Here is a 25,216-nt window from a genome sequence, read left to right as displayed (position 1 = left end):
GAAGCGATCATGCCGAAAATTTACTTGAAAATGAATAAGTGTGTTGCTTTTGCGCTAATTGCACTATCAGTAGGAGTAACTCAAGCAAGCGAAGATGAGATAAGTGTCGATAGTGCACTATCGAATCAAATTAGTCAGCTACGAAAGAGTATTATTGCTCAAGACTATCCAGCCGTTGACCGAATTCTGTTGCAGTGCGGAAAGGGCTTTACGTCTAACTATCAACAAGAACAAAAATGCCTTTCTATTTATAAAGATACTCCGAATTTGCGTGAAGAGTTTGTTGATGCCCTTAAGCAATGGTACGGGACTGAAGCAGACAATTTTCACGCAAATATGCTGATGGGTAGCTTATCTTCTCTTGACGGGTGGGTGGAAAGAACCCACTTCGGTAGAAAAAGTGTGTCTATCAATCAAATGAGCTACTTTAGAAAGGCTCAATTAACGGCAGTAGAACATTTTCGTCAAGCTATTGTAATACAACCAGACTTACCCTTTGGTTATTTGATGGGCGTGGAATCCCTAGGAAAACTATCTGAAGAGTATGACGAATATCGAACGTTCTGGGTTAACGCGACAAATGAGAAATTCCCAAATAATATCTCGTTAGCGAAATTAAATATCTATGACAATCAGGTGCGCTGGGGAGGTTCATATGAGGCAATGGAAGCCATAAAGGATCAGTACTGGAATAGGTCACAAAACCAACTTGGCAGGGCGATTCTAGAGAACCAAATAGAGTTAATTAAATCACGTGACTTATATGGTAATTTTGGTATAGGCGAAGATAATCCTGATTATAAACTGGCACAAAGTATCTTATACATGCTGTTAGATAGGGGGTTTAGTATAGCGGAGACGCATATGCAGTTATCGGAGGCACTTTCTCGTGACAATAGTCACTTAGAGGCCGAAGAGCACTTAGCGATGAGTTTAAAACATAACCCCTTTAATGAGTTTAGTTTATGGGTTGCGGCTACATGCGAGGACTGCGAAGACTTCCAAAAGAGGGTACAGTATCTAGAGCAGTACCTTTATGATTATCCGTCATCCTACGGTGGTTGGATGCAACTAGGCAGGCACCAGTTTGATGAAGGTAATTATTTAAAAGCGATAGAAGCATACACTAAGAGTATTGAACTCAAGCCTCATGAACCGGCACCTTGGCAAATGATAAACTTTTCAAATAGGAAGTTGGGTCGAGAAACAGCACATTTTGAATCTGAACAGTGGTTCAAAAACACCCTGGCTTATGTATACCCTAGTCAGGAAGTTCTTACATTTTTAATGGCAAAGTTAAACGAAGTATTTGAAAAGGTTGAACCAAATAAGAGGCAAGAGCTAGTACTAGCAATCGATAGACACTTTACTTTGGAAAGGTACACGCAAAAGTTGAGATATAATTTGGATGTTCTGGAATTAACCAGTCAAGAGTGGAATGACGTGATCACATATTTTGCTCATACTAGCAACATAACGACGCAGACAACCAAAAGCTATAAAGAAAGAGTAGTGGAAAGGTTTCAAGGAAAAGATCCCGCTTTACCGAGCTCGAAGGTTAACCTCATAGCTCAGCAGACTCTTAATGAACTCCATAATGAATTTATTATGGCTAATGAAAGTATTATTAAACAATTATAAATACTGACGAGCTGGCTATATATTCTTCGAAGCGTTGACTAAATGAATGCAAACAGGTCTAGAAGGACACATACCATTAAAAAGTAACAAACAACTTAGTTGCTTTACTTTTTTGCACTGCTCCAACACCCAAGATGGTCTAGCCTTTCGCTAGGCCATTTTTCATGTTTGTTGGTGTCACTTAATCTGATTTTGCTAACGGTCGCTTAGAATGAGTAAAGGCCGCCAAGCCATGCGTTTAGGTTGCAGCCTGTTTGGTCAGATGTATTAAAAAGCGAAAAGAAGGAGTAAATACAGTACCTTGGTCACAATAGCGTGTGTTTTGGGACCAAGATAGTAAAAATGGTGCCGTGTCTCCTTGAAGACTGGATTGTGAGCACCGTGATGCGTCTCTCCCAATGTAACTTCACTTGCTAGTGATCATAAGTATCTCTCCACGCTCAGGTCTGTTATTACTTGGCGTCCGTCGGAGGCAATCAACTCCGTGAGTATATCCGCGGATCCGCAGGCCATTGTCCAACCTAAGGTGCCATGTCCGGTATTAGTGTACAGATTGGTGAGCTGAGTTTTGCCGATAATCGGAGTGCCATCTGGTGTCATGGGGCGAAAACCGGTCCAGTAGTCGGCTCTATCCAGATTGACACCTTTAGGAAACAAACTGCTGACCACGTGGTTGAGGGTCGCCAGGCGTTTGTCGGGAAGGGCGGGATCGAATCCGGCTAACTCAGCGGTGCCCGCCACACGAATACGATCATCAAACCGGGTCAGGGCAACTTTGTAGGTCTCATCCATTATGGTCGAGGATGGCGCGTGGCGCGGGTCGACAATGGGGAGGGTGAGGGAGTAGCCTTTGACTGGATAAACCGGAAGATCAATACCATGTGGCTGTAACAAGGCCTTTGAGTAACTGCCCAACGCCACCACAAAGTGCTCTCCCGCGAGGGTACCGTTAGAGGTTGCCACACCGACAACACGGCGCTTCTCAGTAATCAGAGCATTGATTTTAGTATCGAACAGGAATTTAACACCGGATTGCTCTGCCATCTGTTGTAACTGCTGACAGAAAAGGTAGCAGTCTCCGGTTTCGTCGTCGGGTAGGTAAAGTCCACCAACCAGTTCGCCATCCATGTTTGCCAGTCCGGGCTCTTGCTGAAAGCACTGTTTCGCATCGAATAACTGGAACCGAGTACCGCTTTCAGATAATAACGCCATGTCTTTCTCAATAGCTTCGAGTTGCTTGTGAGAGCGGAATATCTGCAGGGTACCCTGAGTACGTCCGTGATATTGGAGGTTGTGGTCTTTGTTTAGCTGAGCTAAACAGGCACGACTTCGATTGGCAATGGTAAGCATGCGGGACTTGTTTACTTTATATCTGTCTAATTGGCAGTTAATGAGCATCTGACTAGCCCATTGTATCAACTCCGGGCTCAGGCTTGGCTTGATCTTAAGTGGAGCGTGTTTCTCAAATAGCCACTTGATAGCCTTGGCTGGTATGCCGGGTGCTGCCCAAGGTGATGAATATCCGTAGGAAATTTGCCCGGCATTGGCGAAACTGGTCTCTTCACCCGCTCTGGACTGTCTGTCTACAACCGTTACGTCAAAGCCCGCCTGAGACAGATACCACGCACTTGTCAGGCCGATGACCCCGCTTCCCAATACAACAACTTTCACTATGGCTTCTCACACTTTTGAATTTTGCTAAGAATGAGTAATTTACATCTGATTAACAATCAATAAGAATTAATAGTAGGTTTTAGATATTTTTAAGGCTTTAAATGAAATCAGCGCTGCTAAATGGAGTGAATCTGATCTGCATCGTCGCGCGGCATACAAGTATTACCAGTGCAGCTAAAGAGCTTAACCTCACAGTAGGTGCAGTGAGTCAGCAATTGCAACAGGTAGAGGACAGGTTAGGCTTTAGTGTTTTTGAACGCCACGCTCGCGGTATACGACTGACAGAGCAGGGTCACCGACTTGTGGATGCCACCGGACATCACCTTGCCGCTATCGAAGAGAATGTGTTTCAACTGACTCGGGTGTCTGAGCGCAAACAGATCAGACTCAAGCTGACACCGTCGTTTGCTTTTAAATGGTTGGTGCCCAAACTTGAAGATTTTCATCGCCACTATCCCGATGTTCAGATTCATACTTTTGCGGAGGGCGCGCTGGTGGACAGCGAAAACCGGGATTTCGATATTGCCATCGACTACGGGCCGATACCCTATAAGCATTCAGGTGCAGAATTGCTGATGGAGGAGTGTCTGATCCCAGTGTTGAGCCAGGATTATTTGGCAAAACACCCCGGACTTGACGAGGGGAGCGAGGCTTGGCGTCATGTTACGTTGCTTCATGATTTGATGCCTTGGCAGGGAGCGCCAAAAGATTATGAGTGGTTGTACTGGGCTTCTGAGCAAAACCTCGATTTTGAGACCAATAAAGGGCACTTTTTCAATCGTACTGATATGGCTATGTCGGCAGCGGAGGCGGGAGTAGGCGTGGCATTGGCCAGACAGGCGTTACTGGGCAGTGAAATCGAACAGGGGCGACTGGTCGCCCCTTTTGCTCCGATAGCCGCACATGCTGGGTACTTTATCATCACCCATATCGACGACCCTTATACGCGATTGTTCAAAAACTGGCTGCGAGAGCAGAGCCAGTTGATGATTTAGTCTAGCTTTGGCAGTAATAGATGTGGTCACCCATTTCGATCAGCTTATCGAGAATACGCTCACCATCGGCACGTAATCCATTATGTTCGTATTCGTTGGTGATCCAGGCTTTTGAATTCGGGATGCCAGCGAGTGTTTCCCGGCTGATGTCCATCTCGACAAACATATCATCAGCGTAGACAGCACAACTGACCGGAACGCGGTTTTTTGCTAATACTTCAGCATTGTAAAGTGGGCCCCAGTCGTCTTTTCTTGCCAGTTGGTCGGCGGCTTCTTTGAGTGGCTGCAAGCATTCGTATTGCTCAAACATCCACGGGAACACCATTTCCCCAGTGAAGTAGAAATACTTGTCGCCTGATTGGTAGTTGAACTCATCGTGCAGTTGACGAACTCGCTCTGCGGACCAACTAGATGCAAAGCCCTGACAATAAATCGACTCGTGTAAAAGTGCATAAATGGGATTGGTTTGAAACGCCTGTTGTATCAGCATTTCGTTAAGGAACTCATAGCGTAATGTTGACTCTCCACCCACTTCAATAAATGCATTCTCAAGAGAATAGTAGGTAGGAAGGAAACTGTCGCTCACACCAAAATTAATCCCTATTTGCTGAAATTGCTCGACGGTGAATGGTTGTCCATTAGGCAGTAACACCTCGTGTTTCGCCAGATGGTCAGCGATCTTTTTGCAAAGCGACTGCGCATGTGGGAACTGAGTAAAGAATTGCTGGTTTTTCTCTTTGGTACGTTTAAAAGTGGCTTTATAGACATCATCGGGATGTCGCTCTATTGAAGGCACTCCACCTGTAATGTACGCACGGCTTAGGCTATCCGGAAACAGTGATAGATAGGTCAGAGAGCAGAATCCGCCAAAGCTTTGACCCAGGATGGCCCACTGCTTCACGCCAAAAGCCTGACGAATAAATTCGGCGTCACGAACGATATTGTCGGCTCGAAAATGACTTAAGTAATCGGCTTGCTCGGTTGGAGACAGGTGCGCCAGAGTCTGGTGACTGATCACACTGCTGTTCCCCGTACCACGCTGGTCGAGCAGTAACACGCGATAGTCCTGCAAAGCGCGTTTTATCCAGCCATTGTGGCCGTTAGGGCGTGGTGAAGGAAAACCAGGACCGCCTTGAAAAAAGACCAGCCAGGGCTTATCGGCGTTCTCCTTGGCCAGAGAGACTTCTCTGGCGAAGAGTTGCAGCGATCCTTTGGATGGGTCCTGATAATCGAGAGGAACCGTAAAGTAGTGAGGTGTATATTTTACACCGGCATCAATAAAGGCTGGGGAAGTGTGAGTCATATTCGGGCATCCGTGGAGAATAGAATTTCATGTAATTAAAGAGTTAACACGCTGTTACTCTGACAGCAAACGCTGAACTTAGCGGGTTTCACAGTAAAACGCCAGAGTTGAGACAGGAATGTGCAGATAAAAAACGCACCAAATGGTGCGTTCTTTTTTGCAAGATTGGGTTAGCGGGTTTTTGTACGTCCTATGGCTTCGAGCCAGCCGCCGTATAGCGCTTCCCGTTCTGTACGTTCTAGCTCGGGGCTAAAGGTTCGCTCTATCTCTTTTTTATCAGCGAGTTCTTCCTGACTGTTCCAAAAGCCTACTGCTAAGCCTGCCAGCATGGCAGCACCCAGAGCGGTGGATTCGCGAACCACGGGACGCACCACTTTGCTGCCCATAATATCGGCCTGAAACTGCATCAGGAAGTCATTGGCGACCGCACCACCATCAACTCGGATCTGACTTAGCTTGATACCGGAATCTTCCTCCATTGCCAGTAATACATCACGACTCTGATAGGCAATAGACTCTAATGCTGCTCGGATGATGTGATTGCGATTGGTGCCGCGTGTAAGTCCGGTTAATGTCCCTCGTGCATGCGGATCCCAGTAGGGTGCGCCAAGTCCGACAAAGGCCGGAACAAGATACACGCCGTTACAATCATCGACTTTCTCGGCAAAATACTCGGTATCTTGTGCATCGCGAATCAATCCCAGCTCATCACGAAGCCATTGAATGGTAGCGCCACCCATAAACACACTGCCTTCAAGAGCGTAGGTGACCTGTTCTCCCACTTTGTAGCCAACCGTGGTCAACAAGCCATGCTTAGAGGCAATAGGCTTGTCTCCGGTGTTCATTAGTAGGAAACAGCCAGTGCCGTAAGTGTTTTTGACCATACCTTTTTTGAAACACTGTTGGCCGAAAAGCGCCGCTTGTTGATCGCCAGCGATTCCACTGATTGGAATGTCTGCGCTGCCACCACCTATATGCGCGTAGCCGTAGACTTCACTACTGGATTTGACTTCCGGTAGCATGCTTCTCGGGATATTGAAGATCTCAAGCAGTTTGTCGTCCCAATCCAGAGTATGAATGTTGAACAACATGGTTCGTGAAGCATTACTGACGTCTGTGACGTGAGATTTTCCGTGAGTGAGTTTCCAGATAAGCCAAGTATCGACCGTACCGAAGAGCAATTCGCCTTTCTCCGCACGTTCACGAGCCCCCTCTACATGGTCAAGGATCCAGGCAATTTTTGAGCCGGAGAAATACGCGTCAACAACAAGGCCAGTCGTGTCACGAATGTAGGCTTCATGCCCGTCTGCCTTAAGTTGTTCACAAAAGTCTGCGGTACGGCGGCATTGCCAGACGATGGCGTTGTAGACTGGATGTCCGGTTTCTTTCTCCCAGACGATGGTTGTTTCTCGCTGGTTGGTGATGCCGATCGCGGCGACTTCTTCATTGGCGATATCGGATTGTGCCAGTACCTCAGTCAGAGATGAACGTTGCGTCGCCCAGATCTCCATAGGGTCATGTTCGACCCAACCGGGCTTTGGATAGATTTGTGTGAATTCACGTTGCGCAGAGCTAACGGTATTAGCGTCATGATCAAATAGGATGGCACGGGAGCTGGTAGTGCCCTGATCTAAAGCGACGACGACTTTCTTCTTGCTTTCCATATCTTTCTCGTTATTTCGTTATCATTTTTCGCTGTCATCGCGAAATGTTCGTTTCCGCACACAGCGGTGGTCGAAATGTCAACAATAGTTGAATGTAATGTTAATGAACTTTTTTAAGGTTTGCAAAGGTTGACTTCTCATTCCTTGATTTCCTTAGTCTTCATTAAATTTTCGTTAAGGGAGTAAAAAATACTCGATCTTTTCGTTTGCGATGATTATATTGTATTTAAACGAACATAAACGCGCATTTTGCGAAGTGAAAAGGTCTGACGGGGAAACTATGAGCGTAACAAACAAAGCGTACGATTTAGTCGTAATTGGAGGCGGCATTAATGGCGTTGCTGTTGCTGCGGACGCAGCTGGACGAGGCTTGAAGGTGGCGCTCTATGAAATGAACGACCTGGCGTCTGCCACTTCGTCTGCAAGCAGCAAGTTGATTCATGGTGGGCTGAGATACCTCGAACACTACGAGTTTCGCTTAGTTTCGGAAGCGCTCGCAGAGCGTGAAGTGTTACTCAAAAATGCCCCCCATCTTGTTTCGCCACTTCGGTTCCAGTTGCCTCACCGACCACATTTGCGTCCTGCGTGGATGATTCGTACTGGTTTGTTCCTTTACGATAATTTGGGCAAACGAGTGTCGCTACCTGGTAGTCATGGGGTCAAGTTCTCTGGTGACAACAGTCCGCTGCTTCCAGAGATGAAGGTTGGATTTGAATATTCAGATTGTGCGGTCGATGATGCGCGTTTGGTTGTCACCAATGCGAAGCTAGCGCAGGAAAAAGGTGCTGAGATTTTTACTCGTTCAAAGTGCATCGCTGCACAGCGAACCAGTGAAGCCTGGTCGGTTGATATTGAAAATTCGCTCACGGGAGAGAAAACGACAGTTCAAACCAAAGCGCTGGTCAATGCAGCAGGGCCCTGGGTTGATCGATTCTTCGATAATCAACTCACTATGCCTTCTCCGCGTGGAATCCGATTGGTTAAAGGCAGCCATATAGTCGTGCCCAAAATGTATGAGGGCAATCATGCGTTTATCCTACAGAATGAAGACAAACGGATTGTCTTTGTGATTCCGTATATGGATAACTACTCGGTAGTCGGCACCACGGATGTGGAATACCAAGGTGATCCGAGTCGGGTGAAAATCGACGACGATGAAATTGCTTATCTGTGCGACATCGTGAATCAACATTTTAAGAACAAGATTTCTCCAGAGGATGTTCTGTCTGACTGGTCTGGTGTCAGACCGCTGTGTGATGACGAGTCCGATGACCCTCAAGCGGTAACCCGAGATTATACAATCGAGCTGGATGATCAGTTTGATGATGCGCCACTTCTGTCTATTTTTGGTGGCAAACTGACGACGTATCGTAAGTTAGGGCAGGCAGCCGTGGATAAACTGGCACCATTTTTCCCTCATATGGGACAAGAATGGACCAAGGACGCCTTATTGCCAGGGGGCAACTTCTCGAACCGTGACAGTCTTGAACGGCAAATTGCCGGGCAATATCCTTGGCTAAACAGCGCAACGATCAAACGCTGGGTGCGTGCTTATGGCACCCACGTGACCTACTTTTTGGAAGGCAAGTCGTGTTATGACGATCTTGGCCAGTGTTTTGGGAATGATTTGTATCAGGCCGAAGTGGACCACATGATTCAACGCGAGTGGGCAATTACCGCTGAGGATGTGTTATGGCGGCGAAGCAAACTTGGTCTTGAGCTGGGGGATGAACAACTTGAGCAACTGAGTCAATATCTTGATGCTCTGCTGGTGAAGCGAACGGGGGCGAAACTGAAGTGCGTCAGCTAGTGACTTGGCTATCAGATTGAATTCGCGAGCGCCCTCTTTGTGAGGGCGCTAGTGATTATTGCTGGGAGCAGTTGAATTTTCTTGATGTCATTAACGAACTGAGCCGATAGAAAATCAACGAGAAGAGCAGCAACAAGCAGCCGAGTATTTTATTGATAGGCATGGGTTCGGCGTAGATAATCACACTTAGAATCAATGTCCACACGGGTTCCAACAGCATCAGAAGGGCGGCGTTGGTTGGGTGGGCGAACTTCTGCCCTGTGGTCTGCATCAGGTATCGCAGACTTGTTGCCAGCAGAACGCTCAGTACAAACCAGTTCCACGTGGTCGCAGAAATCTGATCTGGCCAGCTCTCAAACATGAGCGACAACACAATCCCCAAACAGCCAGTAGAAAATAACTGTAGCGTCGTTAGCAGCATAGTGGACAGTCTGACTGAGTATTTGCTGTTGAAGTTGAAATGCAGTGCTAGACCAACAGCTGAGCCCAAAAACCAGAGTTGGCTGGCATCGATCTGCCAACTGCCTCGCCAAGATAGCAAAAACAAACCTGCTACTGCGATGGGCAGTGATAGCCAGAACGCGCGTATAGGCTTGGTCTTAAACATTATCCAGGCAACGATAGGTACGAATAACATCGAAAGGCTCATGATGAAAGCACCTTCACCCAGAGTGTCGCTGATCGATATTGCGTAGATCCAGCAGAATATGGCGCTTCCCAAAAAACAGCCAACGCTCATCGCTCGAAGACAGTCAGCCAACGATGCCGCTTTTAATGCACGCAGGCAAAATGGCAACAGGATAAGTGAAGCAAAGACAAATCGTAATCCGATAAAGCCGAATGGGGGTAATCCTTGGATGGCTTCTTTAGAAAATACCCATCCAGCGCCAGCCAGTAATGTAGTAATAATCAGTATGAATTCAGCGCGATATTTTGACGTCATGACATTGTTCTTGTTGTTATTCTTTGTTTTTTCCTATTTTGCGCCAATCGACGTTGATAAACCACAGATATATCGAGCTCATCGGTAGATAAAACAGGAAAGGTCACTTGAATATAAATGGTTGTGGAGCGGGTTTAGCGTTGAAGACACTTGCCGCGCCAAAATTCGTATAAAAAAGAGTCATGTCGGGGAGTTACAGCACTGTTTTGGTTGACGACAAACCGGTTGTCATACACACTTACTGTCAACATTTCGTGACACTTTCTACAGGAAGACAAAGTGCGTTTAGAGGTTTTCTGCGAAGACAGACTCGGTCTGACTCGTGAGCTATTGGATATTCTGGCGTCTAACAGTATTGATTTACGTGGAATAGAAATCGACACGTCTGGGATTATCTATCTGAACTGTCCAGATATCGACTTTGAGACATTTCGTGAACTGATGGCTGAAATTCGTCGGATTTCGGGCGTAAAAGATGTAAGAAAGATCCAGTTTATGCCAAGTGAAAGACATAACACGGAACTTGTCTCCCTACTGACCAATCTGCCTTATCCGGTGCTCTCTATCGATCTGAAGGGAGCCGTTGACATGGCGAATCATGCAGCGCTTAAGCTATTGGCGAAGAGTGAGGAAGAGGCGATTGGCCAATTGATCTCTCAACTACTACCAAGTTTCAACTTCGCCAAATGGATAGAAGGTGACATCTCAAGACAAAAGCAGGCGATTGTCATTGATGGCCTCGACTACACCATGGAAATTCTGCCCGTATATATCACAGGTGAGTCGAACGAGACTGTACTGGCCAGTGCAGTAATGAGCATTCATCCCACAAATGGAGCAACTGCCCCTGAAGTCCTTGCAGACAGCAACACTTTGGGATTTGAGCACTTTGTAGGACTGTCCAATCGTCATAAGGCATTGATGAGTCAAGCTAAGAAGCTTGCGATGCTGGACCAGCCGTTGTTAATCGAAGGTGAAACCGGCACGGGTAAAGAGATGCTGGCGAAAGCCTGCCATAATCGCTCGAACCGTGCGTCCCATCCGTTTTTGGTGTTAAGTTGCGCTTCCATGCCAGATGATGTGGCGGAAACCGAATTGTTTGGCCATGCGCCAGGCTCATTCAATCATGAACATGGGCATAAAGGGATCTTTGAGCAAGCGAATGGCGGAACGGTTCTGTTGGACGAAATCGGTGAGATGAGTCCGCATTTGCAGATCAAACTGTTGCGCTTCTTACAAGATGGAACGTTCAGGCGCGTGGGAGAGGAGCATGAAGTGCACGTTGATGTGCGTATTATCGCTTCGACTCGTCATAATCTGGCAGATCTTGCGGAGCAAGGTTCGTTCCGTGAAGATTTGTACTACCGACTGAATGTTTTAACGCTCAGTATCCCACCATTGCGTGAGCGCGCCAGTGATATTGCGCCTTTGCTCGAGCTATTTGTTGCCAAACACAGTAATAAACTGGGTATCGCTAAACCTGAAAGCCGTGATGATCTTGTCAAAGCACTAAGCAACTATCCATGGCCCGGAAATATGAGGCAGCTGGATAATATGGTGCTTCGCGCCTTAACTCAAATGGCGGGAAGCAAGCTGGAACTGGAAGACTTCAATCTGCCCAAACTGGAAGCGGTCAGCTCCGGTAGTGTCAATCTGAATGTGGACGGTTCCCTCGACGATATCATGAAGGATTACGAGTCTCGTGTCCTTGAAAAGCTGTATCAGTCATTCCCATCGAGTCGCAAGTTGGCCAAGCGACTCAATGTGTCACACACCTCAATTGCTAACAAACTGCGTGATTACAACATCAGGAAGAATTAATGGAAGATCTTAGCTCGGCGGTGCAGTTGCATCGCCGTGAAGGGAACATACTGGTCAGGACGTCGCGTCCCTCTGATGCGTATACCATCGCTCGTTATTTTCAGGACAATCGCCAATTTCTAGAGCCTTGGGAGCCGAAACGCGACGAAGACTTTTATAAAGTCGACTCCTGGGCGGGTAAGCTGGTCAAATTAGAAGAGCTTCATCGATTGGGGTTGGCATATTACTGCCTCATCTTTGATGCTGACACCAACCAAATGCAGGGCACGATTTCTTTTAGTAATCTTGTTCGTTTCCCATTTCACTCCTGTAATCTGGGTTATTCTCTGGCTGAAAGTGCACAGGGTAAAGGAACCATGCGCAAGGCGCTAAGTATGGCGTTGCCTTACATGTTTGATGTACAGAAAATGCATCGAATTGCCGCGAGTTACATGCCTCATAACCTTCGAAGTGAAGCCGTGTTAACTGCCATGGGATTTGAGAGAGAAGGGTATGCGAAAGACTACCTTTTGATTAACGGTCAGTGGCAAGACCACGTTCTTACGGCTTTGCATAACCCAGACTGGGAGTCATCATGAGCCAGCGTCTCGAACAGCAGCTAAACCTGTTGATAGAACTCGACAAGCTTAAGTCAGTCCTAAGAAGAACCCGCGTGCGCAGCGCGCAGGGAAGGTTGGAAAACAGTGCCGAACACAGCTGGCATGTGGCTATGATGGCTCTGCTACTGCAAGAACACGCCAATGAACCGGTTGATATTGCTAAAGTAGTCAAAATGTTACTGTTGCACGATGTGGTTGAAATTGATGCGGGGGACACATTTGTCTACGATGCTCACGCCTCTTTGGAGCAGGAGCAGAAAGAACTGGAAGCCGCACAACGGTTATTTGGTCTGCTACCTGACGATCAGGGTGAAGAGTTGTTTGCCTTATGGCGTGAATTTGAACAGGCAGAGTCTGCTGAAGCCAAATTTGCGAAGGCACTAGACCGTCTGATCCCAATGCTGCTCAACTATCACAATGAGGGGCAGAGCTGGATTGAGAACCAGGTAACTCAGCAGCAGGTGCTGCAAGTGAACCAGAAAATAGAAAAAGGTTCACAAGTCCTTTGGGATAAAGCAAAATCTCTCATAGAAGAAGCCGCCGCGAACGGCTGGTTAAGAAATTAGGAGACGCAATGTCTTACACGACTTTGGATGAATACCAAAGAAAATGGATTTTTACCCACCAATCAATGCCTGTACCAGACGAAGATTGGCCACATATCAAACCAATGACACAAGCAAGAGCCGCCCAGTTCTGGAAAGAGAATGTGAGCGCTCAGAGTCCGGATGCTGAACGACTAAGCTCTCAGGACTGGCCAATGAAAGAGAGTAATTGGAAGGACGAAGTCGACTGGATGAAAGCCTGGGAAGCCGACGAAAATGATTTGCCCCAGGAGGTGAGTGACTTCATCGACTGGCAAGATGATGTAACGGTTTATTTTTGCTATGAAAAATACAATGTTATCGAAACCAAGTGGTCAGTATTTAAAAAATACTGGAAAAACTTTTTGTTTTACGATGATGGCCCGATTCTCTTAGGCCGCCGCCGCTCTGAAGCGCTTTGGTTTTCGACAGACGGCACCGTAAAACTGGGCAAGCGTAAATAATGATACTAGCCAGCTGATGCTGGCTTTTTTGTACTCGCTCTTAACGTTTGCGGGCAAAATCGATCTCGACGTATCTTTGACTCGATAGTTGTCTTTGGTGGCGTCAATAGTTTTTGTGAAAGCGATAACAAATTGTTACCTAATTCACACTCCAAGAATCTTCCTGATTTATATGCCAAAACTTTGATCCTACGCTAAGTAGGCAGCTGCATAGCAGCGTGATACTGCTCACAGTATAATATTTCTCAGGATGAGCAGTACCATGCAAAAATATTTAAAGTATATCATTCCGATATCTATCCCCTTGATTGTTTTGCTTTTGCCTCTATCGGCATTTCCTTTCGACGGACTGACGATTATTCAGCAGCGCGTCATTGCAATTTTTCTTCTCGCTGCACTATGTTGGGTGTTTGAGCCAATCCCAATCTACGCCACATCTGTGGTGATCATTGTGCTGGAACTCTTGCTTGTGTCGAATAAAGGCATTTACTTGTTTCGACTGAGTGAAGGGCAACCTCATTTTGGCGAGTTACTTAAGTACAACGAAATAATGGCGACCTTTGCTAGCCCGATTATCATGCTGTTTTTAGGTGGCTTTTTTCTAGCCATGGCAGCCACCAAATATCGTCTTGATGTAAACCTGGCCAGGGTGTTATTAAAGCCATTTGGTAGCGATCCAAAGTTCGTGATGCTAGGTCTCATGCTGATAACGGGCATTTTCTCGATGTTTATGTCCAATACGGCGACGACAGCAATGATGTTGTCGATTTTAACGCCGGTTATAGCGGTGTTTGGCCCTAAAGATCCGGGCAGAGTGGCATTTGCATTATGTATTCCGGTCGCGGCGAACATTGGTGGTATTGGTACGCCGATCGGTACGCCTCCTAATGCGATAGCGCTGAAATATCTGGTAGGTGATAACTATATTAGTTTTGGCGAATGGATGGCGTTTGGTGTCCCTTTCGTTGTTGTGATGATGGCGCTGGCCTGGATGCTAATTAGTTTCCTTTACAGTGCAGATCAAAAGAAAATTGAGCTATCGATTAAAGGTAAGTTTCTGAAAACACCGAAGGCGATCATGGTGTACGTTACATTCGCACTGACGATTATCTTATGGTTAATGGGCTCTAGTCACGGGATGAACTCATACACCGTCGCTTTGATCCCTGTTGCGATTTTCTCTTTGACAGGAATAATCAATAAAGAAGATCTTAAAAAGATTTCCTGGGATGTTTTGTGGTTGGTCTCTGGTGGTATCGCCCTCGGCTTAGCGTTAGATAAAACGGGACTGGCGAGACTGGTAGTACACAGTATTCCATTTGACGCATTCTCACCTTATGCGGTGTTATTTGGTGCTGCCTTCTTGTGTTTGATAATGGCGAACTTTATGTCACATACGGCGACAGCGAACTTGCTAATGCCAATTATGGCGGCGTTGGGCACATCGATGGCTTCTCTGACACCACTGGGCGGCGAAATTACCCTAATTCTTGTTGTGACTTTTGCAGCGTCGTTAGGGATGTCTCTTCCGATCAGTACGCCACCAAATGCGCTGGCTCACGCAACAGGGCATGTACAAAGCAGTCAAATGGCGAAAGTTGGGGTCGTACTGGGCATTGTGGGTGTTTTGCTGAGTTTTGCCCTCGTGTGGTTGCTACACGCTGTTGGTCATGTCGGGTAGAGAAAATATGGAACAGTTAGTTCGACATTATTTTTCTCAAAGTCACAGGCAAGTGACACTGCCTGTGGATGAAGTAGTGCTGCGACAAAATGGCCATAATGATCGTTTGTACTATGTGCTCAGTGGAGAGTTGGAAGGCTATTTTGAGAGTGATGAGGACGGCAAACTGACTAAGCTGTTCACTGCGTCTTCAGGTGCGTTTATTGGTGTTCATAGTTTTTTTTCTGGAACCTGGATAGCGTCTTCGACAGTGATTGCCAAAACAGAGGTGACATTGGCCTGGATAGACCGGAATACGCCCGCAGTACGACCCGACGTATTAGGGCCTCTGAACGCCCAGTTTATGCCGGTGATGGTCAATGAACTTTCACGCAGGCAACGCAGGGCGACACAGGAAGCTTTGGCCAAAGAAAAAGTGTTGCAACGCTTGCATACAGCGGAGCAGATGACCACTTTGGGGCAGTTGGCGGCGGGCATTGCACACGAGCTGAATAATGCGATTGGTGTGGTCAGCAGCAAAACTGAACGCATGCAGCATGATTTGATCCAATTGCTGGAAGAAGTGCACCCGGAAGCGAGCCAATATTTCGACGCGGGTCTACTGCAAGGACAAAGTGTCTCTTCGAGTGAGGTCAGAAAAATGGCCAAGCAGATTCAGTCCCGTTATCGCCTCGACAGAGATTTGGCCAAGCAACTTGCGCGGGCGACTGGCAGCGAGATTGTGCCAGACGCATGGCTCAATGACCCAGTTCAGGCTTTGAAATACTGGGGGATGGGGCGAGATCTTCATGATTTGCGTATTGCCGCGAAACATACCGTTGGTATCGTTAAATCGGTAAAACAGTTGGGACGCACGGATGGGGAACCAGATGAACTTCTGGATATCAACGATACCATCAATAAAGCGTTAGCCTTGCTTCAAAGTGATCTGCGGCGTGTATCGGTACGGATGAGGCCAGCTACTTTGCCTCTAATTAGAGGCGCATCGACGGAATTTGTGCAGGTATGGAGTAACATCATTAAAAACGCCTGTGACGCCATGTTGCCAACAGAATCGCCGCAAATTGACATTCAGACCAAAATATCAAACCAACGAATCTTGGTGACCATCGCCAATAATGGTCCGGAGATTGATGAATCAACACGACGAAAAATATTCCAGCCAAACTTCACTACTAAAAAGGGCGGCTTGTCCTTTGGTTTGGGGTTGGGCCTGTCAATTGTAAAACGAATTGTTAGCGAGAATGGTGGAACGATTGTGGTGAAAAGCGCACCTGAGCGCACCATCTTTCGAGTTAAGTTACCTTTAGGAGAAGCATATGGAGAAGCTTAATATCATTTGTGTGGATGACCAGCGAGAGGTATTGAGTGCGGTGGTTCAAGATCTTGAGCCACTGTCAAACTGGCTCAATATTGAAGATTGTGAGTCAGGTGAAGAGGTTCTCGATCTCATGGACGATCTCGACGCAGAAGGGGAGAGTATTGCTGTGATCATCTCAGACCATGTAATGCCAGGGATGACCGGTGTAGAGTTGTTGACAGAGGTCTCCAGAGACAACCGATTCAAAGAAACTAAAAAGGTGCTACTGACCGGACAAGCGACACATTCTGACACTATTACGGCCATCAACACGGCAGGGGTCAGTCATTACTTTGAAAAACCCTGGAAAGCGGAAGAGCTTGTCAGTTGTGTGCGTACACTGGTAACAAGCTATATTTTTGATAGAGGATTTGATTATCAGCCGTATCACGAGGAACTTGATCAAAACGTAGTATTTGAAAGGTTACGTTAAACCTATGTCGTCGTAGTTGGTACGATATGACCCTCAGCAAACGCTGAGGGTTAACGATGTGGCGTAATCGTCAAAGAGTTGGAGGAAAGATGAGAAAACCAGTATTGTTCACCACCGCTGTAAGCTGCTTATTATCATCTGCTGTCGTGATGGCAACAGAGCGAGCTGAAAAAGGTTGGGAGATGATTCAGCAAGGTGCGTGGGTCGTCGATGTTCGTACCGCAGATGAGTATGCTCAGGGACACTTAGACAATTCTGTGAATTTTCCGCTCTCTGAGATTCAACGTCATTTCGCCAGTGTGGATAAAGACCAACCTGTCGTGGTGTATTGCCGCAGTGGCAATCGCTCCGGACAGGCGATGAATTATCTCAAATCAAAAGGTTTTACTCAGGTTCACAACGGCGGTGGTTTAGAAGAAATGCTCTCAGAGCAATGAGTCTGTTGATTGCCTGAGAATCCAGTTGTCCTCACCAAAGTCATGTGTATGGGATCCACAGCACGCTGGACGAGCTCCCCTTTTTCAAGGGGATGACGGGGTTCTATTATGGATTCACGGCGCGAGGGCGCCTTCCAGCCCAAAATATTCCGTCATCCTCACGAAAGTGAGGATCGCTTAAAGCGCATAGTTCATTGAAAATAAATGATAAAGTGACGTACATTGAGCTCACGGCACGCTGGACGAGATCCCCTTTTTCAAGGGGATGACGGGGTTTTATTATGGATTCACGGCGCGCTGGATGCGATCCCCTTTTTCAAGGGGATTTTGAGTTTTAGCGACAAGTAGGGGGGTATCAGTGAGTCTTTTACTCCCAGAATTTCCACCATTTTTTACTGTTTTCCTCTCGTTTTTGCTGTCCTGTTTCCGAGCCTTTACCTGCTTCTTTGCGCTCTTGCTCTGATTTTTTCGCTCGTTGTTTTTCTAAGCCTTTCTCTTTTTCTTTTAGTTTTTCCTGTGCCTCTTCCAGGGCTTCTTTCTCTTCCTCAAGTGCTTCTAATTCATCATCGATCTTGTCGTTTTTCTTGCCATTCTTATTCTTAGCCTTTTTGTTTTTCTTCTCTTTAATGAGTTGGTCGATTTCATCTTTGCGCTTTTCGATGTCTTCTTCCATCGTCTGGGCTTCTTCAACCGTTTTGACCTGATCAATGTCGGGTTTTCCCTTGCCAACCCAAGCTGGCTTTTCAGCCATTACCTGACCGGAGGTCAAAGACAGCAGGCAGAAAAGGCCAACGGATAATGCAATAATTCTCATATTAAAACTCCTTGTTATATAGCCTAGTGTTGGTTTGAAAGTCCAAGCAATTAGTTACAATTAAACATGCTTTGTATTAAATTCCATTTAAATGTAATTGTATCAGTTAATTGAAATACAGCCAGAAATAGCTGTTATCATTAATCAATGATTGGTTACAAATGTGATATGGAAGAGAGTGAATCACTCAGGATAGAATTTCGATTGTTCTTGGGGAGAAAGAACATGCTGACGCCCATCAAAATTGACGGCTGGCTCATTAAAAGCATTGATGCTGGCTGTAAAACTCTCGTTTTAACAACAGAATACGTTTCAATTTTATAGCCACACTCCAAGAAAAATTAGCTTGTATATATCCATTGTTCACAACAGGTCGCTCGTTATCTTCAGCGGCCTATTTGCTATGTTTGAATTTTCTCAAAAGGGCAAATTTGAGGCTAGGGATATCGGATACATATATATTTCGATTTAAATAACACTAAATATTCGGACTGTCCGAAACGACACTTCGAAAATATAGTGCGATTAAACGGCTTAATTGATATAGGTGAGTATTAACTTGAACATCGAAAAGGCTGCGTTGACTATTCATCAGACGAGCACCCCTAATGCAGGACTCAATACCAGGAGTCAGCATTGGTTTGGTCTTTTTGCTCTGTTTCCGATGATGATTTTCGTCTCCATCTTGTACTTGTACCATCCAGAAGGTGTGCAATGGAGTATTCCGTGGGTACCAAGTCTGGGTCTGAACCTGAGTTTCAGACTCGACGGTTTGTCATTCTTATTTGCGTGTCTGATTAGCGGGATAGGAACCTTGGTACAAGTCTATGCACTGGCGTACCTGAAATCGTACAAAAATCGCTTCTCATTCCACTGCTATTTGACCGCGTTTATGTTGGCGATGTTGGGTGTGGTATTAAGTGACAACATATTGTTGCTGTTTGTTTTCTGGGAACTGACCACCATCACATCCTATTTATTAATCGGTTTCAACCATGAAAACCCAACGTCTCGAAAGAATGCGTTGCAGTCGCTGTTGATCACGGGTTCGGGTGGGCTGGCGATGCTCGCTGGTTTAATCCTGCTGGGCAATATGGCAGGCAGTTACGAGTTAACTGTGATTCTGCAACAGGCTAGTATGCTTCCTGAACATGGGTTATTCGTGCCTTCTCTGGTGCTCATTTTACTGGGCGCGTTTACCAAGTCAGCGCAGTTCCCGTTCCACTTCTGGTTACCGAACGCAATGGCAGCGCCAACACCAGTCAGTGCATACCTGCACTCGGCGACTATGGTGAAAGCGGGCATCTATTTGCTTGCGCTGTTGTCACCCATCTACGCTCAAAGTGAGCTCTGGTTTTATACCTTAACTATTGCCGGTGGCTTCACGGCATTGTGGTGTGCGTTACTGGCTCTGAAACAGACGGACCTTAAACTGATGTTGGCTTACAGTACGACTGTGGTACTGGGTAAGCTGACGTTCTTACTGGGTATGGGAACAGAACTCGCGCTTAAATCTGCTTTGATGCTTATTGTTGCCCATTCATTGTACAAGGCCGGTCTGTTTATGGTTATCGGCAACATTGATAAGGCAACGGGTACGCGTGAGGTTGGCGCTTTACGCGGTCTGCGTCCGATGCTGCAATTGAGTTTTGTTGCGGCTGTGGTTGCTGCTCTATCCACATCCGGCGTGCCCCCTTTGCCAGGGTTTCTGAGTAAAGAATACATGTACAAAGCAGGACTTGAGGTCAGCTCATGGTCGGTACTGCTGATGCTACTAGTGAATGCGCTGACCGTTACTTTGGTTTTAGCGCTGTTGATTAAACCTTTTTCTTCTAAATATCAGGGAGAGGCGACTCCTGCGAAACCTGTTGAGGAGATCAAAGGACTTTGGATACCACCGATTATCCTGGCGATCATCAGTGTCCTTGCCACTGTGTTTGGCCTGAGTTGGTTAAATGAGCAGGTCATTATTCCGGGGGTCACCTCGATTTCTCCGCTGGCTGAACCCGAGCCACTAAAACTCTGGCACGGAATCAATCTGCCATTGGTGTTGAGTGGCATTACGCTGCTATTGGGTTGCGTGGTGTATAAAGCATATCCAAAACTGCTTGAGCTGTGGACGCGTACGTCGATCACAATGCCCAACGCCAATCGAGTGTTCGATAAGCTATTACAGGCGCTGATGAGCTTTGCACATTGGCAAACACAGGTGTTGCAACAGAAAAAACTGAGCGTATACAGCCTGATCTCATTTGCTGTATTGGCGGCGTTGCTGCTAAGTCAGGTCAGGGTATCTCCAGAGTTACAGACGTTTGCCTGGCAAGATATCAAGTTTTACGAAATCGCGGTCGCTCTGCTTCTTATTGCTTCTGCGATCGTGGTGATAGTTTCCCGTACCAAGCTACTCGCGGTTGCGGCCTTGGGAATGATCGGCTTTATGACAACGGTCGTGTTCATGATTTATAGCGCACCTGATGTCGCTAAAACCCAGCTGCTTGTTGAAACCTTGATGGTGGTTTTCCTGGTACTGTTGATGCGCCATGTACCTAAGCTTGTCACGGTTCAAAAGCATTCGGTACACAGACGCGTGATTCATGCTGTTGTGGCTAGTGTGATTGGTTTTGCGGTGACTATGATTCTTATCAACATAACAGCTCAGCCGATAGACACCTCTGTCGCTGACTTTTTCTCACAGAACAGCGTTCCAGGTGGACATGGTCGTAATATTGTCAACGTGATTCTGGTTGATTTCCGTGCGTTCGATACCTTTGGAGAAGTGGTCGTCGTCGTGATGGCGGGGCTATGTGCCATGAGCTTGCTTAAACCGGGTCGTGTTGCCACTAAACAGGTTCAGTCTTTGATCCTTGGTACCGCTTCACACATTGTGGCTGCACTGATGTTGGTGTTCTCACTGTATCTGTTGATGCGCGGACACAATTCACCGGGTGGCGGCTTTATTGGCGCGTTAATCGCCGTTATTGGTTTGTCTCTGCTGATGTTTGCTGAATCTCCGAAGTACGTACGAGAGCGTCTGCACTATGCGCCGTTCAGTATAGCGATGTTTGGCGTTCTGCTGAGCTTCATCGCCGGAGCGATCAGCTTGTTATTTAATGTTCCTTTCCTGACAGGGTTGTGGTGGAAAGATGTATTGCCAATAGGCACACCGCTAATTTTTGACATCGGGATCTACCTGGGTGTGATTGGCGGAGTGATGGGTATGGTGTTGCATGTTAGTGAGGAGCTCAATTAATGGAAATTCTATGGAGTGTGGTTGTTGGTGTTTTCGTGGCTTCCGGTATTTACCTAATGCTTGAACGACACCTGCTTCGCGTCTTATTTGGGTTAATTTTGCTTAGCAGCTCAGTCAATCTGGCGATATTCACCGCGGGCAGGCTAACGTCAGGAGAGCCTCCTTTGATTGACTCAGGCGCTCTGTTGCCTCCGGTCGGTGCCGCCAATCCGTTGCCTCAGGCACTGATTCTGACGGCCATTGTAATTGGCTTTGGATTATTGGTGTTCACCTTGGTTTTATTCTATCGAGCGTATGAAGAAACGCGTTCAGCTGATGTGGATCAGATGAAATACTCAGAGGAGAGCCAGTAATGTCAGTATGGTTAACCTTACCTGTCGCAGTGTCTGTACTGACGGCTGCGCTGGTGTTTTTCACGCGTCATCAGGCTCGTACAGTAGAGTGCATCAGTGGCATCAGTGCTCTGTTTACTCTATTAGGCAGCGTGATCTTGCTGACCAATGTGATTCAGCAGGGACCACAAGCGGTGGCCTTTGGCCAATGGGTCGCGCCTTTTGGTATCGTATTTGTCGCAGACTTTTTGAGTGCGGCTATGGTCACCATTACTGCGATTGTGGGTGTCGTCAGTGTGTTCTACGCTATGGCCGATCTTCGTTCAAAGCCTTCATATGGGTTGTTTCATGCTCTGATGCACGTCTTGTTGGCGGGGGTCTATGGCGCCTTTTTGACGGGAGACATTTTCAACCTGTATGTCTGGTTTGAAGTGATGCTGATAGCCTCTTTTGGATTGATGGTTCTTGATGCAGAAAGAGACCAGGTCGATGGAGCCGTCAAGTATGTCATGCTTAATTTGATCTCTACTCTGACGTTCTTGCTGGCGATTGGATTACTCTATGGAGCGACCGGGACACTTAATCTGGCGGATCTTCATGTCAAAGCCGCCGAGATTGCGCCAGAGACGAAAGCTCTGTTGGCGGTGTTATTCCTGTTTGGATTTGCCATCAAGTCGGCATTGTTTCCACTGTTTGCCTGGCTTCCTGCGTCTTATCATACGCTGCCAAGTGGCGTTGTCGCTCTGTTTGCGGCGTTGCTAACGAAAGTGGGTATTTATGCGCTAATGCGTGTATTCACCTTAGTCTTCCCTCTGGCAGACAGCGGTTGGCAACCGGTCATGCTTTGGGTGGCAGGGCTGACCATGCTTACAGGAGTACTTGGGGCTGCCAGCCAATTTAACGTAAAGAAAATTCTGTCGTTCCATATTATCAGCCAGATTGGATATATGGTGATGGGTCTGGCACTGTATACACCGCTTGCTCTGGCTGGTGCCATTTTCTATATCGTGCACCATATCATTGTAAAGGCGAATCTGTTTCTCATCGGTGGTTTGGTTGAACGCAAGTACGGTACGAGTGAGTTAAGTCGTCTTGGCGGTGTCTACAAGTCCGCGCCCTTGTTGGCTTTTTTGTTTATTATTCCTGCTTTTTCGTTGGCTGGCTTCCCTCCGCTGTCAGGATTCTGGGGTAAATTCCTGGTGATCAAGGACAGTTTGCAGACAGAGCATTACTGGCTGGCGGGTGTGGCCTTGTTTGTCGGGCTACTGACGGTCTTTTCGATGACCAAAATCTGGAGTGAAGTTTTCTGGAAGGCACGACCTGAGAAAACAGAGGCAATCGCACTGCCTAAGCAGACACGTCTGCTTTACTACGTGCCTATTGTGACTCTGACTTCGATGACGCTGGTAATTGGCTTCGCGGCCGAGCCTTTTTTCCAGTTCGCTGTTGGAGCAGCAGAACAGTTACTTGATCCTAGTGCGTATATTCATGCTGTTTTAGGGGGTGGGGTATGAACTACTTCTTTTTGAATGTTTTTTTGGCGGGCGCATGGATGCTCATCAATGGTGAGTATACAGGACTGAATTTTGTGGTCGGTTTCACCGTGGGCTTTTTTGCCCTGCGCTTAAGCCAGCCATTCGGCCTGAAAGCCAGTTATTTCTCGCGATTCAGCGCTGTGCTCAAACTGTTCTTGTGCTTCTGCTATGAAATGGTGGTATCAGCTGCCCAGGTTGTGTGGGATGTGTTGACACCGACGCACCTCAGCGATCCGGATATTGTTTATGTGCCTCTCGACGTTAAATCTGACCTAGAGATCACTCTGTTGGCCAACATGGTGTCTTTGACTCCGGGGAGCTTGAGTCTTGATGTGACCGAAGACAGAAAACATTTGGTCGTGCATGCCATGTTTGCTCCTAAACATGAAGATGTCATTCGTTCGATTAAAGAGGGAATGGAAAAACGTATTTTGGAGGTGACTCGTGGATAATTGGTTGCAATTTACCATTACTCTGTCATACGCAGGGCTACTATTTAGCTTGGCAATGGTATTTATTCGATTAATTAAAGGGCCGACGCTTGCGGACAGAGTGGTTGCACTCGACTTAATTGCATTTATTACGGTGGGCTTTATTGCTGTTCATACTCTTGATAGCGGTCAAAAATCATTATTAGATGTTGCTATTACTTTAGGTTTGGTAGCCTTTTTAGGAACTATCGCATTTGCCGGTTTTATTGCCAAGCGAAGTGTCGAAGGAGAAAGTGCTCACACTGAACGGACTGAAGGAGAACACTAATGGAAATATTAACAGGAATCTTACTCTGTCTGGGCACATTCTTCGTTGTCGTTGCCAGCTTAGGGGTACTGAGAATGCCAGACTTATATACTCGAATGCACGCCTCAACCAAGGCAAATACCATGGGTTTAACCGCGTTATTAGCGGCAGTAGCCATGGGCATTCCTGATGTGTCAGTTGTTTCCAGAGTACTTGGTACCATGCTGTTTATCTTGCTGACGGCTCCGGTCGCGACTCATCTTTTAGGTAAGAGCATGCACGCGAACGGTTACAAGATGTGGCGCCGAAAGAAGTAAGCAGTGCGTAAGGGGTAGGTTTCCGCGATAAGGAGCCTACTCCTTCGTGCTCCCAATTATATTATTGGCGCTTTGAGTTAATTTCTAAATATTTCATTGTTCTTATTTGAGTAACTTTATTTAGAGAATTGTATTAGTGTGGCTTGGGTTTAAATGTCTACTGAAAGTAACCTCTGGCTGGGTGGATTTGATTGCCCGCTAACTAGGGATAAGTAAAATAGTAAAGTGTTTTGTCCACTCCTCTATTTTTAACAAAGCAATTTGTAGAAAAGTAAACTCCGAGCTCCATTAGGTGAAGTTCTTAGTTCGTTAATATGAGAAATTGAAGGAGATATTATGCGTAGGAAAGAAATAATACTACTTATGATCACTTGTACTCTGTTTTTAGTTAGTTTAGTGATTGGAAAGTAGTGTCTGCGAGAATAAAGCGAAAAGAGGACTGGCTTGACTGCCAATCCTCTTTTGATATTTATACTCAAGTAAACTCGCCCTTTGGGAGCTCATCAAGGTGCCCATTTCTGCGTCAAATAGCTTCGAAAGGGAATAGCCATTCCTTCAACTATTTTCCTTGAACTGAACACCTTGATGCAGCTCTGAGTCCTGCATCTTGGGGTCACTTGAGTAAATCGGGACTTACTCGTAATCAGAAGCGTAAGTTTCTTCGTAAGTGTGCGAATATAGCTCGAAGAGGTTACCAAACGGGTCTTCCAGATACACCATTTTAGCTGGCTTGCTGTCATCTTCTGGGTGGTAACGCATAATGTCCATGCGAACCTTACCACCGTATTGTTCAGTACGTGCGATAGCACCCTCGAAATCAT

22 protein-coding genes and 1 pseudogene are annotated in these 25,216 nt (G+C 46.6%); 17 read left to right on the top strand and 6 right to left on the bottom strand.

The features are described 5' to 3' along the window. Nucleotides 1–9 precede the first annotated feature (9 nt). A complete protein-coding gene (locus tag C4S60_RS09770; protein WP_103880164.1) occupies nt 10–1,641 on the top strand; it encodes a tetratricopeptide repeat protein in 1,632 nt (543 codons plus the stop codon). Nucleotides 1,642–2,061: 420 nt separating this feature from the next. Here the strand turns inward: C4S60_RS09770 and C4S60_RS09765 are convergent, their stop codons facing one another. Further along, complete coding sequence (locus C4S60_RS09765; protein ID WP_103880163.1) at nt 2,062–3,312, bottom strand: D-amino acid dehydrogenase; 1,251 nt, start codon at nt 3,310–3,312, stop codon at nt 2,062–2,064. Nucleotides 3,313–3,416: 104 nt separating this feature from the next. On the opposite strand from C4S60_RS09765, the gene C4S60_RS09760 reads away from it, so the two are divergent. Further along, nucleotides 3,417–4,310 carry a LysR substrate-binding domain-containing protein gene (locus C4S60_RS09760; protein WP_103880162.1) on the top strand — a complete coding sequence of 298 codons (894 nt, stop codon included), beginning with the start codon at nt 3,417–3,419 and terminating at the stop codon, nt 4,308–4,310. Nucleotide 4,311: 1 nt separating this feature from the next. Here the strand turns inward: C4S60_RS09760 and C4S60_RS09755 are convergent, their stop codons facing one another. After that, complete coding sequence (locus tag C4S60_RS09755; protein ID WP_103880161.1) at nt 4,312–5,613, bottom strand: alpha/beta fold hydrolase; 1,302 nt, start codon at nt 5,611–5,613, stop codon at nt 4,312–4,314. Between the two features lie 170 nt (nt 5,614–5,783). Further along, on the bottom strand, nt 5,784–7,277 hold the full coding sequence (gene glpK, locus C4S60_RS09750) for a glycerol kinase GlpK (RefSeq protein WP_103880160.1): 1,494 nt from the start codon (nt 7,275–7,277) through the stop codon (nt 5,784–5,786). Nucleotides 7,278–7,557: 280 nt separating this feature from the next. Between glpK and glpD the strand changes: the two genes are divergently transcribed. Further along, the gene (glpD, locus tag C4S60_RS09745; RefSeq protein ID WP_167390970.1) at nt 7,558–9,087 is read left to right on the top strand and encodes a glycerol-3-phosphate dehydrogenase; all 1,530 of its coding nucleotides are present in this window, start codon (nt 7,558–7,560) and stop codon (nt 9,085–9,087) included. 55 nt (nt 9,088–9,142) lie between these two features. On the opposite strand, the gene C4S60_RS09740 is transcribed toward glpD, so the two are convergent. Next, nucleotides 9,143–10,030: a DMT family transporter gene (locus tag C4S60_RS09740; RefSeq protein WP_103880158.1), complete on the bottom strand. Its 888-nt coding sequence runs from the start codon at nt 10,028–10,030 to the stop codon at nt 9,143–9,145. Nucleotides 10,031–10,309: 279 nt separating this feature from the next. On the opposite strand from C4S60_RS09740, the gene tyrR reads away from it, so the two are divergent. From tyrR to C4S60_RS09700, 8 genes are all read left to right on the top strand, one after another. Beyond that, a complete protein-coding gene (gene tyrR / locus C4S60_RS09735) occupies nt 10,310–11,851 on the top strand; it encodes a transcriptional regulator TyrR (protein ID WP_103880157.1) in 1,542 nt (513 codons plus the stop codon). Further along, nucleotides 11,851–12,429 (top strand): ribosomal protein S5-alanine N-acetyltransferase, encoded by a 579-nt coding sequence (gene rimJ / locus C4S60_RS09730; protein ID WP_103880156.1) that lies wholly within the window; start codon nt 11,851–11,853, stop codon nt 12,427–12,429. Before tyrR ends, rimJ begins: the two co-directional genes overlap by 1 nt. Beyond that, nucleotides 12,426–13,016 (top strand): HD domain-containing protein, encoded by a 591-nt coding sequence (locus C4S60_RS09725; protein WP_103880155.1) that lies wholly within the window; start codon nt 12,426–12,428, stop codon nt 13,014–13,016. The genes rimJ and C4S60_RS09725 overlap by 4 nt, the downstream gene beginning before the upstream one ends. Before the next feature lie 8 nt (nt 13,017–13,024). After that, entirely contained in the window at nt 13,025–13,498 is a 474-nt protein-coding gene (locus tag C4S60_RS09720; RefSeq protein ID WP_103880154.1) for a DUF2947 domain-containing protein, read from the top strand. Nucleotides 13,499–13,760: 262 nt separating this feature from the next. Next, entirely contained in the window at nt 13,761–15,179 is a 1,419-nt protein-coding gene (locus C4S60_RS09715) for an SLC13 family permease (protein ID WP_103880153.1), read from the top strand. A gap of 7 nt (nt 15,180–15,186) precedes the next feature. Further along, on the top strand, nt 15,187–16,512 hold the full coding sequence (locus C4S60_RS09710) for an ATP-binding protein (protein WP_103880152.1): 1,326 nt from the start codon (nt 15,187–15,189) through the stop codon (nt 16,510–16,512). Then, nucleotides 16,499–16,972, top strand: coding sequence for a response regulator (locus tag C4S60_RS09705; RefSeq protein ID WP_103880151.1), 474 nt, complete (start codon nt 16,499–16,501; stop codon nt 16,970–16,972). Before C4S60_RS09710 ends, C4S60_RS09705 begins: the two co-directional genes overlap by 14 nt. A gap of 149 nt (nt 16,973–17,121) precedes the next feature. Further along, complete coding sequence (locus C4S60_RS09700) at nt 17,122–17,409, top strand: rhodanese-like domain-containing protein (RefSeq protein WP_425275120.1); 288 nt, start codon at nt 17,122–17,124, stop codon at nt 17,407–17,409. A 367-nt stretch (nt 17,410–17,776) separates the two neighbouring features. Here C4S60_RS09700 and C4S60_RS09695 read toward each other — a convergent pair whose 3' ends face one another. Next, nucleotides 17,777–18,223 (bottom strand): hypothetical protein, encoded by a 447-nt coding sequence (locus tag C4S60_RS09695; RefSeq protein WP_103880149.1) that lies wholly within the window; start codon nt 18,221–18,223, stop codon nt 17,777–17,779. 682 nt (nt 18,224–18,905) lie between these two features. On the opposite strand from C4S60_RS09695, the gene mbhE reads away from it, so the two are divergent. The 6 genes from mbhE to mnhG are packed head-to-tail and all read left to right on the top strand — an operon-like array spanning nt 18,906 to nt 24,395. After that, nucleotides 18,906–21,473 carry a hydrogen gas-evolving membrane-bound hydrogenase subunit E gene (gene mbhE / locus C4S60_RS09690; protein ID WP_425275119.1) on the top strand — a complete coding sequence of 856 codons (2,568 nt, stop codon included), beginning with the start codon at nt 18,906–18,908 and terminating at the stop codon, nt 21,471–21,473. After that, a complete protein-coding gene (locus tag C4S60_RS09685; protein ID WP_103880148.1) occupies nt 21,473–21,826 on the top strand; it encodes a Na+/H+ antiporter subunit C in 354 nt (117 codons plus the stop codon). Before mbhE ends, C4S60_RS09685 begins: the two co-directional genes overlap by 1 nt. After that, nucleotides 21,826–23,319, top strand: a complete 1,494-nt coding sequence (locus tag C4S60_RS09680; RefSeq protein WP_103880147.1) for a proton-conducting transporter transmembrane domain-containing protein — start codon at nt 21,826–21,828, stop codon at nt 23,317–23,319. Before C4S60_RS09685 ends, C4S60_RS09680 begins: the two co-directional genes overlap by 1 nt. Further along, nucleotides 23,316–23,792 (top strand): Na+/H+ antiporter subunit E, encoded by a 477-nt coding sequence (locus C4S60_RS09675; RefSeq protein ID WP_103880146.1) that lies wholly within the window; start codon nt 23,316–23,318, stop codon nt 23,790–23,792. The genes C4S60_RS09680 and C4S60_RS09675 overlap by 4 nt, the downstream gene beginning before the upstream one ends. Continuing rightward, complete coding sequence (locus C4S60_RS09670; protein WP_103880145.1) at nt 23,785–24,099, top strand: cation:proton antiporter; 315 nt, start codon at nt 23,785–23,787, stop codon at nt 24,097–24,099. The genes C4S60_RS09675 and C4S60_RS09670 overlap by 8 nt, the downstream gene beginning before the upstream one ends. Further along, nucleotides 24,099–24,395 carry a monovalent cation/H(+) antiporter subunit G gene (mnhG, locus tag C4S60_RS09665; RefSeq protein WP_103880144.1) on the top strand — a complete coding sequence of 99 codons (297 nt, stop codon included), beginning with the start codon at nt 24,099–24,101 and terminating at the stop codon, nt 24,393–24,395. Before C4S60_RS09670 ends, mnhG begins: the two co-directional genes overlap by 1 nt. Nucleotides 24,396–25,028: 633 nt before the next feature. On the opposite strand, the pseudogene C4S60_RS09660 reads toward mnhG, so the two are convergent. Then, nucleotides 25,029–25,216 (bottom strand): annotated as a pseudogene (locus C4S60_RS09660) (glyoxalase); the annotation flags it as partial.

This window comes from Vibrio hangzhouensis, assembly GCF_900107935.1.
Taxonomy (GTDB): domain Bacteria; phylum Pseudomonadota; class Gammaproteobacteria; order Enterobacterales; family Vibrionaceae; genus Vibrio; species Vibrio hangzhouensis.
The sequence above is the reverse complement of the archived record's forward strand: the minus strand, read 5'-3'. Positions and strand labels throughout refer to the sequence as shown.

Bases quoted from the DNA above. Each gene is read 5' to 3' on its own strand.
- C4S60_RS09770 (WP_103880164.1), top strand. From the start codon at position 10: ATGCCGAAAATTTACTTGAAAATGAATAAGTGTGTTGCTTTTGCGCTA.
- C4S60_RS09760 (WP_103880162.1), top strand. From the start codon at position 3,417: ATGAAATCAGCGCTGCTAAATGGAGTGAATCTGATCTGCATCGTCGCG.
- C4S60_RS09755 (WP_103880161.1), bottom strand. From the start codon at position 5,613: ATGACTCACACTTCCCCAGCCTTTATTGATGCCGGTGTAAAATATACA.
- glpK (WP_103880160.1), bottom strand. From the start codon at position 7,277: ATGGAAAGCAAGAAGAAAGTCGTCGTCGCTTTAGATCAGGGCACTACC.
- glpD (WP_167390970.1), top strand. From the start codon at position 7,558: ATGAGCGTAACAAACAAAGCGTACGATTTAGTCGTAATTGGAGGCGGC.
- C4S60_RS09740 (WP_103880158.1), bottom strand. From the start codon at position 10,030: ATGACGTCAAAATATCGCGCTGAATTCATACTGATTATTACTACATTA.
- rimJ (WP_103880156.1), top strand. From the start codon at position 11,851: ATGGAAGATCTTAGCTCGGCGGTGCAGTTGCATCGCCGTGAAGGGAAC.
- C4S60_RS09725 (WP_103880155.1), top strand. From the start codon at position 12,426: ATGAGCCAGCGTCTCGAACAGCAGCTAAACCTGTTGATAGAACTCGAC.
- C4S60_RS09720 (WP_103880154.1), top strand. From the start codon at position 13,025: ATGTCTTACACGACTTTGGATGAATACCAAAGAAAATGGATTTTTACC.
- C4S60_RS09715 (WP_103880153.1), top strand. From the start codon at position 13,761: ATGCAAAAATATTTAAAGTATATCATTCCGATATCTATCCCCTTGATT.
- C4S60_RS09710 (WP_103880152.1), top strand. From the start codon at position 15,187: ATGGAACAGTTAGTTCGACATTATTTTTCTCAAAGTCACAGGCAAGTG.
- C4S60_RS09705 (WP_103880151.1), top strand. From the start codon at position 16,499: ATGGAGAAGCTTAATATCATTTGTGTGGATGACCAGCGAGAGGTATTG.
- C4S60_RS09700 (WP_425275120.1), top strand. From the start codon at position 17,122: ATGGCAACAGAGCGAGCTGAAAAAGGTTGGGAGATGATTCAGCAAGGT.
- C4S60_RS09695 (WP_103880149.1), bottom strand. From the start codon at position 18,223: ATGAGAATTATTGCATTATCCGTTGGCCTTTTCTGCCTGCTGTCTTTG.
- C4S60_RS09685 (WP_103880148.1), top strand. From the start codon at position 21,473: ATGGAAATTCTATGGAGTGTGGTTGTTGGTGTTTTCGTGGCTTCCGGT.
- C4S60_RS09680 (WP_103880147.1), top strand. From the start codon at position 21,826: ATGTCAGTATGGTTAACCTTACCTGTCGCAGTGTCTGTACTGACGGCT.
- C4S60_RS09675 (WP_103880146.1), top strand. From the start codon at position 23,316: ATGAACTACTTCTTTTTGAATGTTTTTTTGGCGGGCGCATGGATGCTC.
- mnhG (WP_103880144.1), top strand. From the start codon at position 24,099: ATGGAAATATTAACAGGAATCTTACTCTGTCTGGGCACATTCTTCGTT.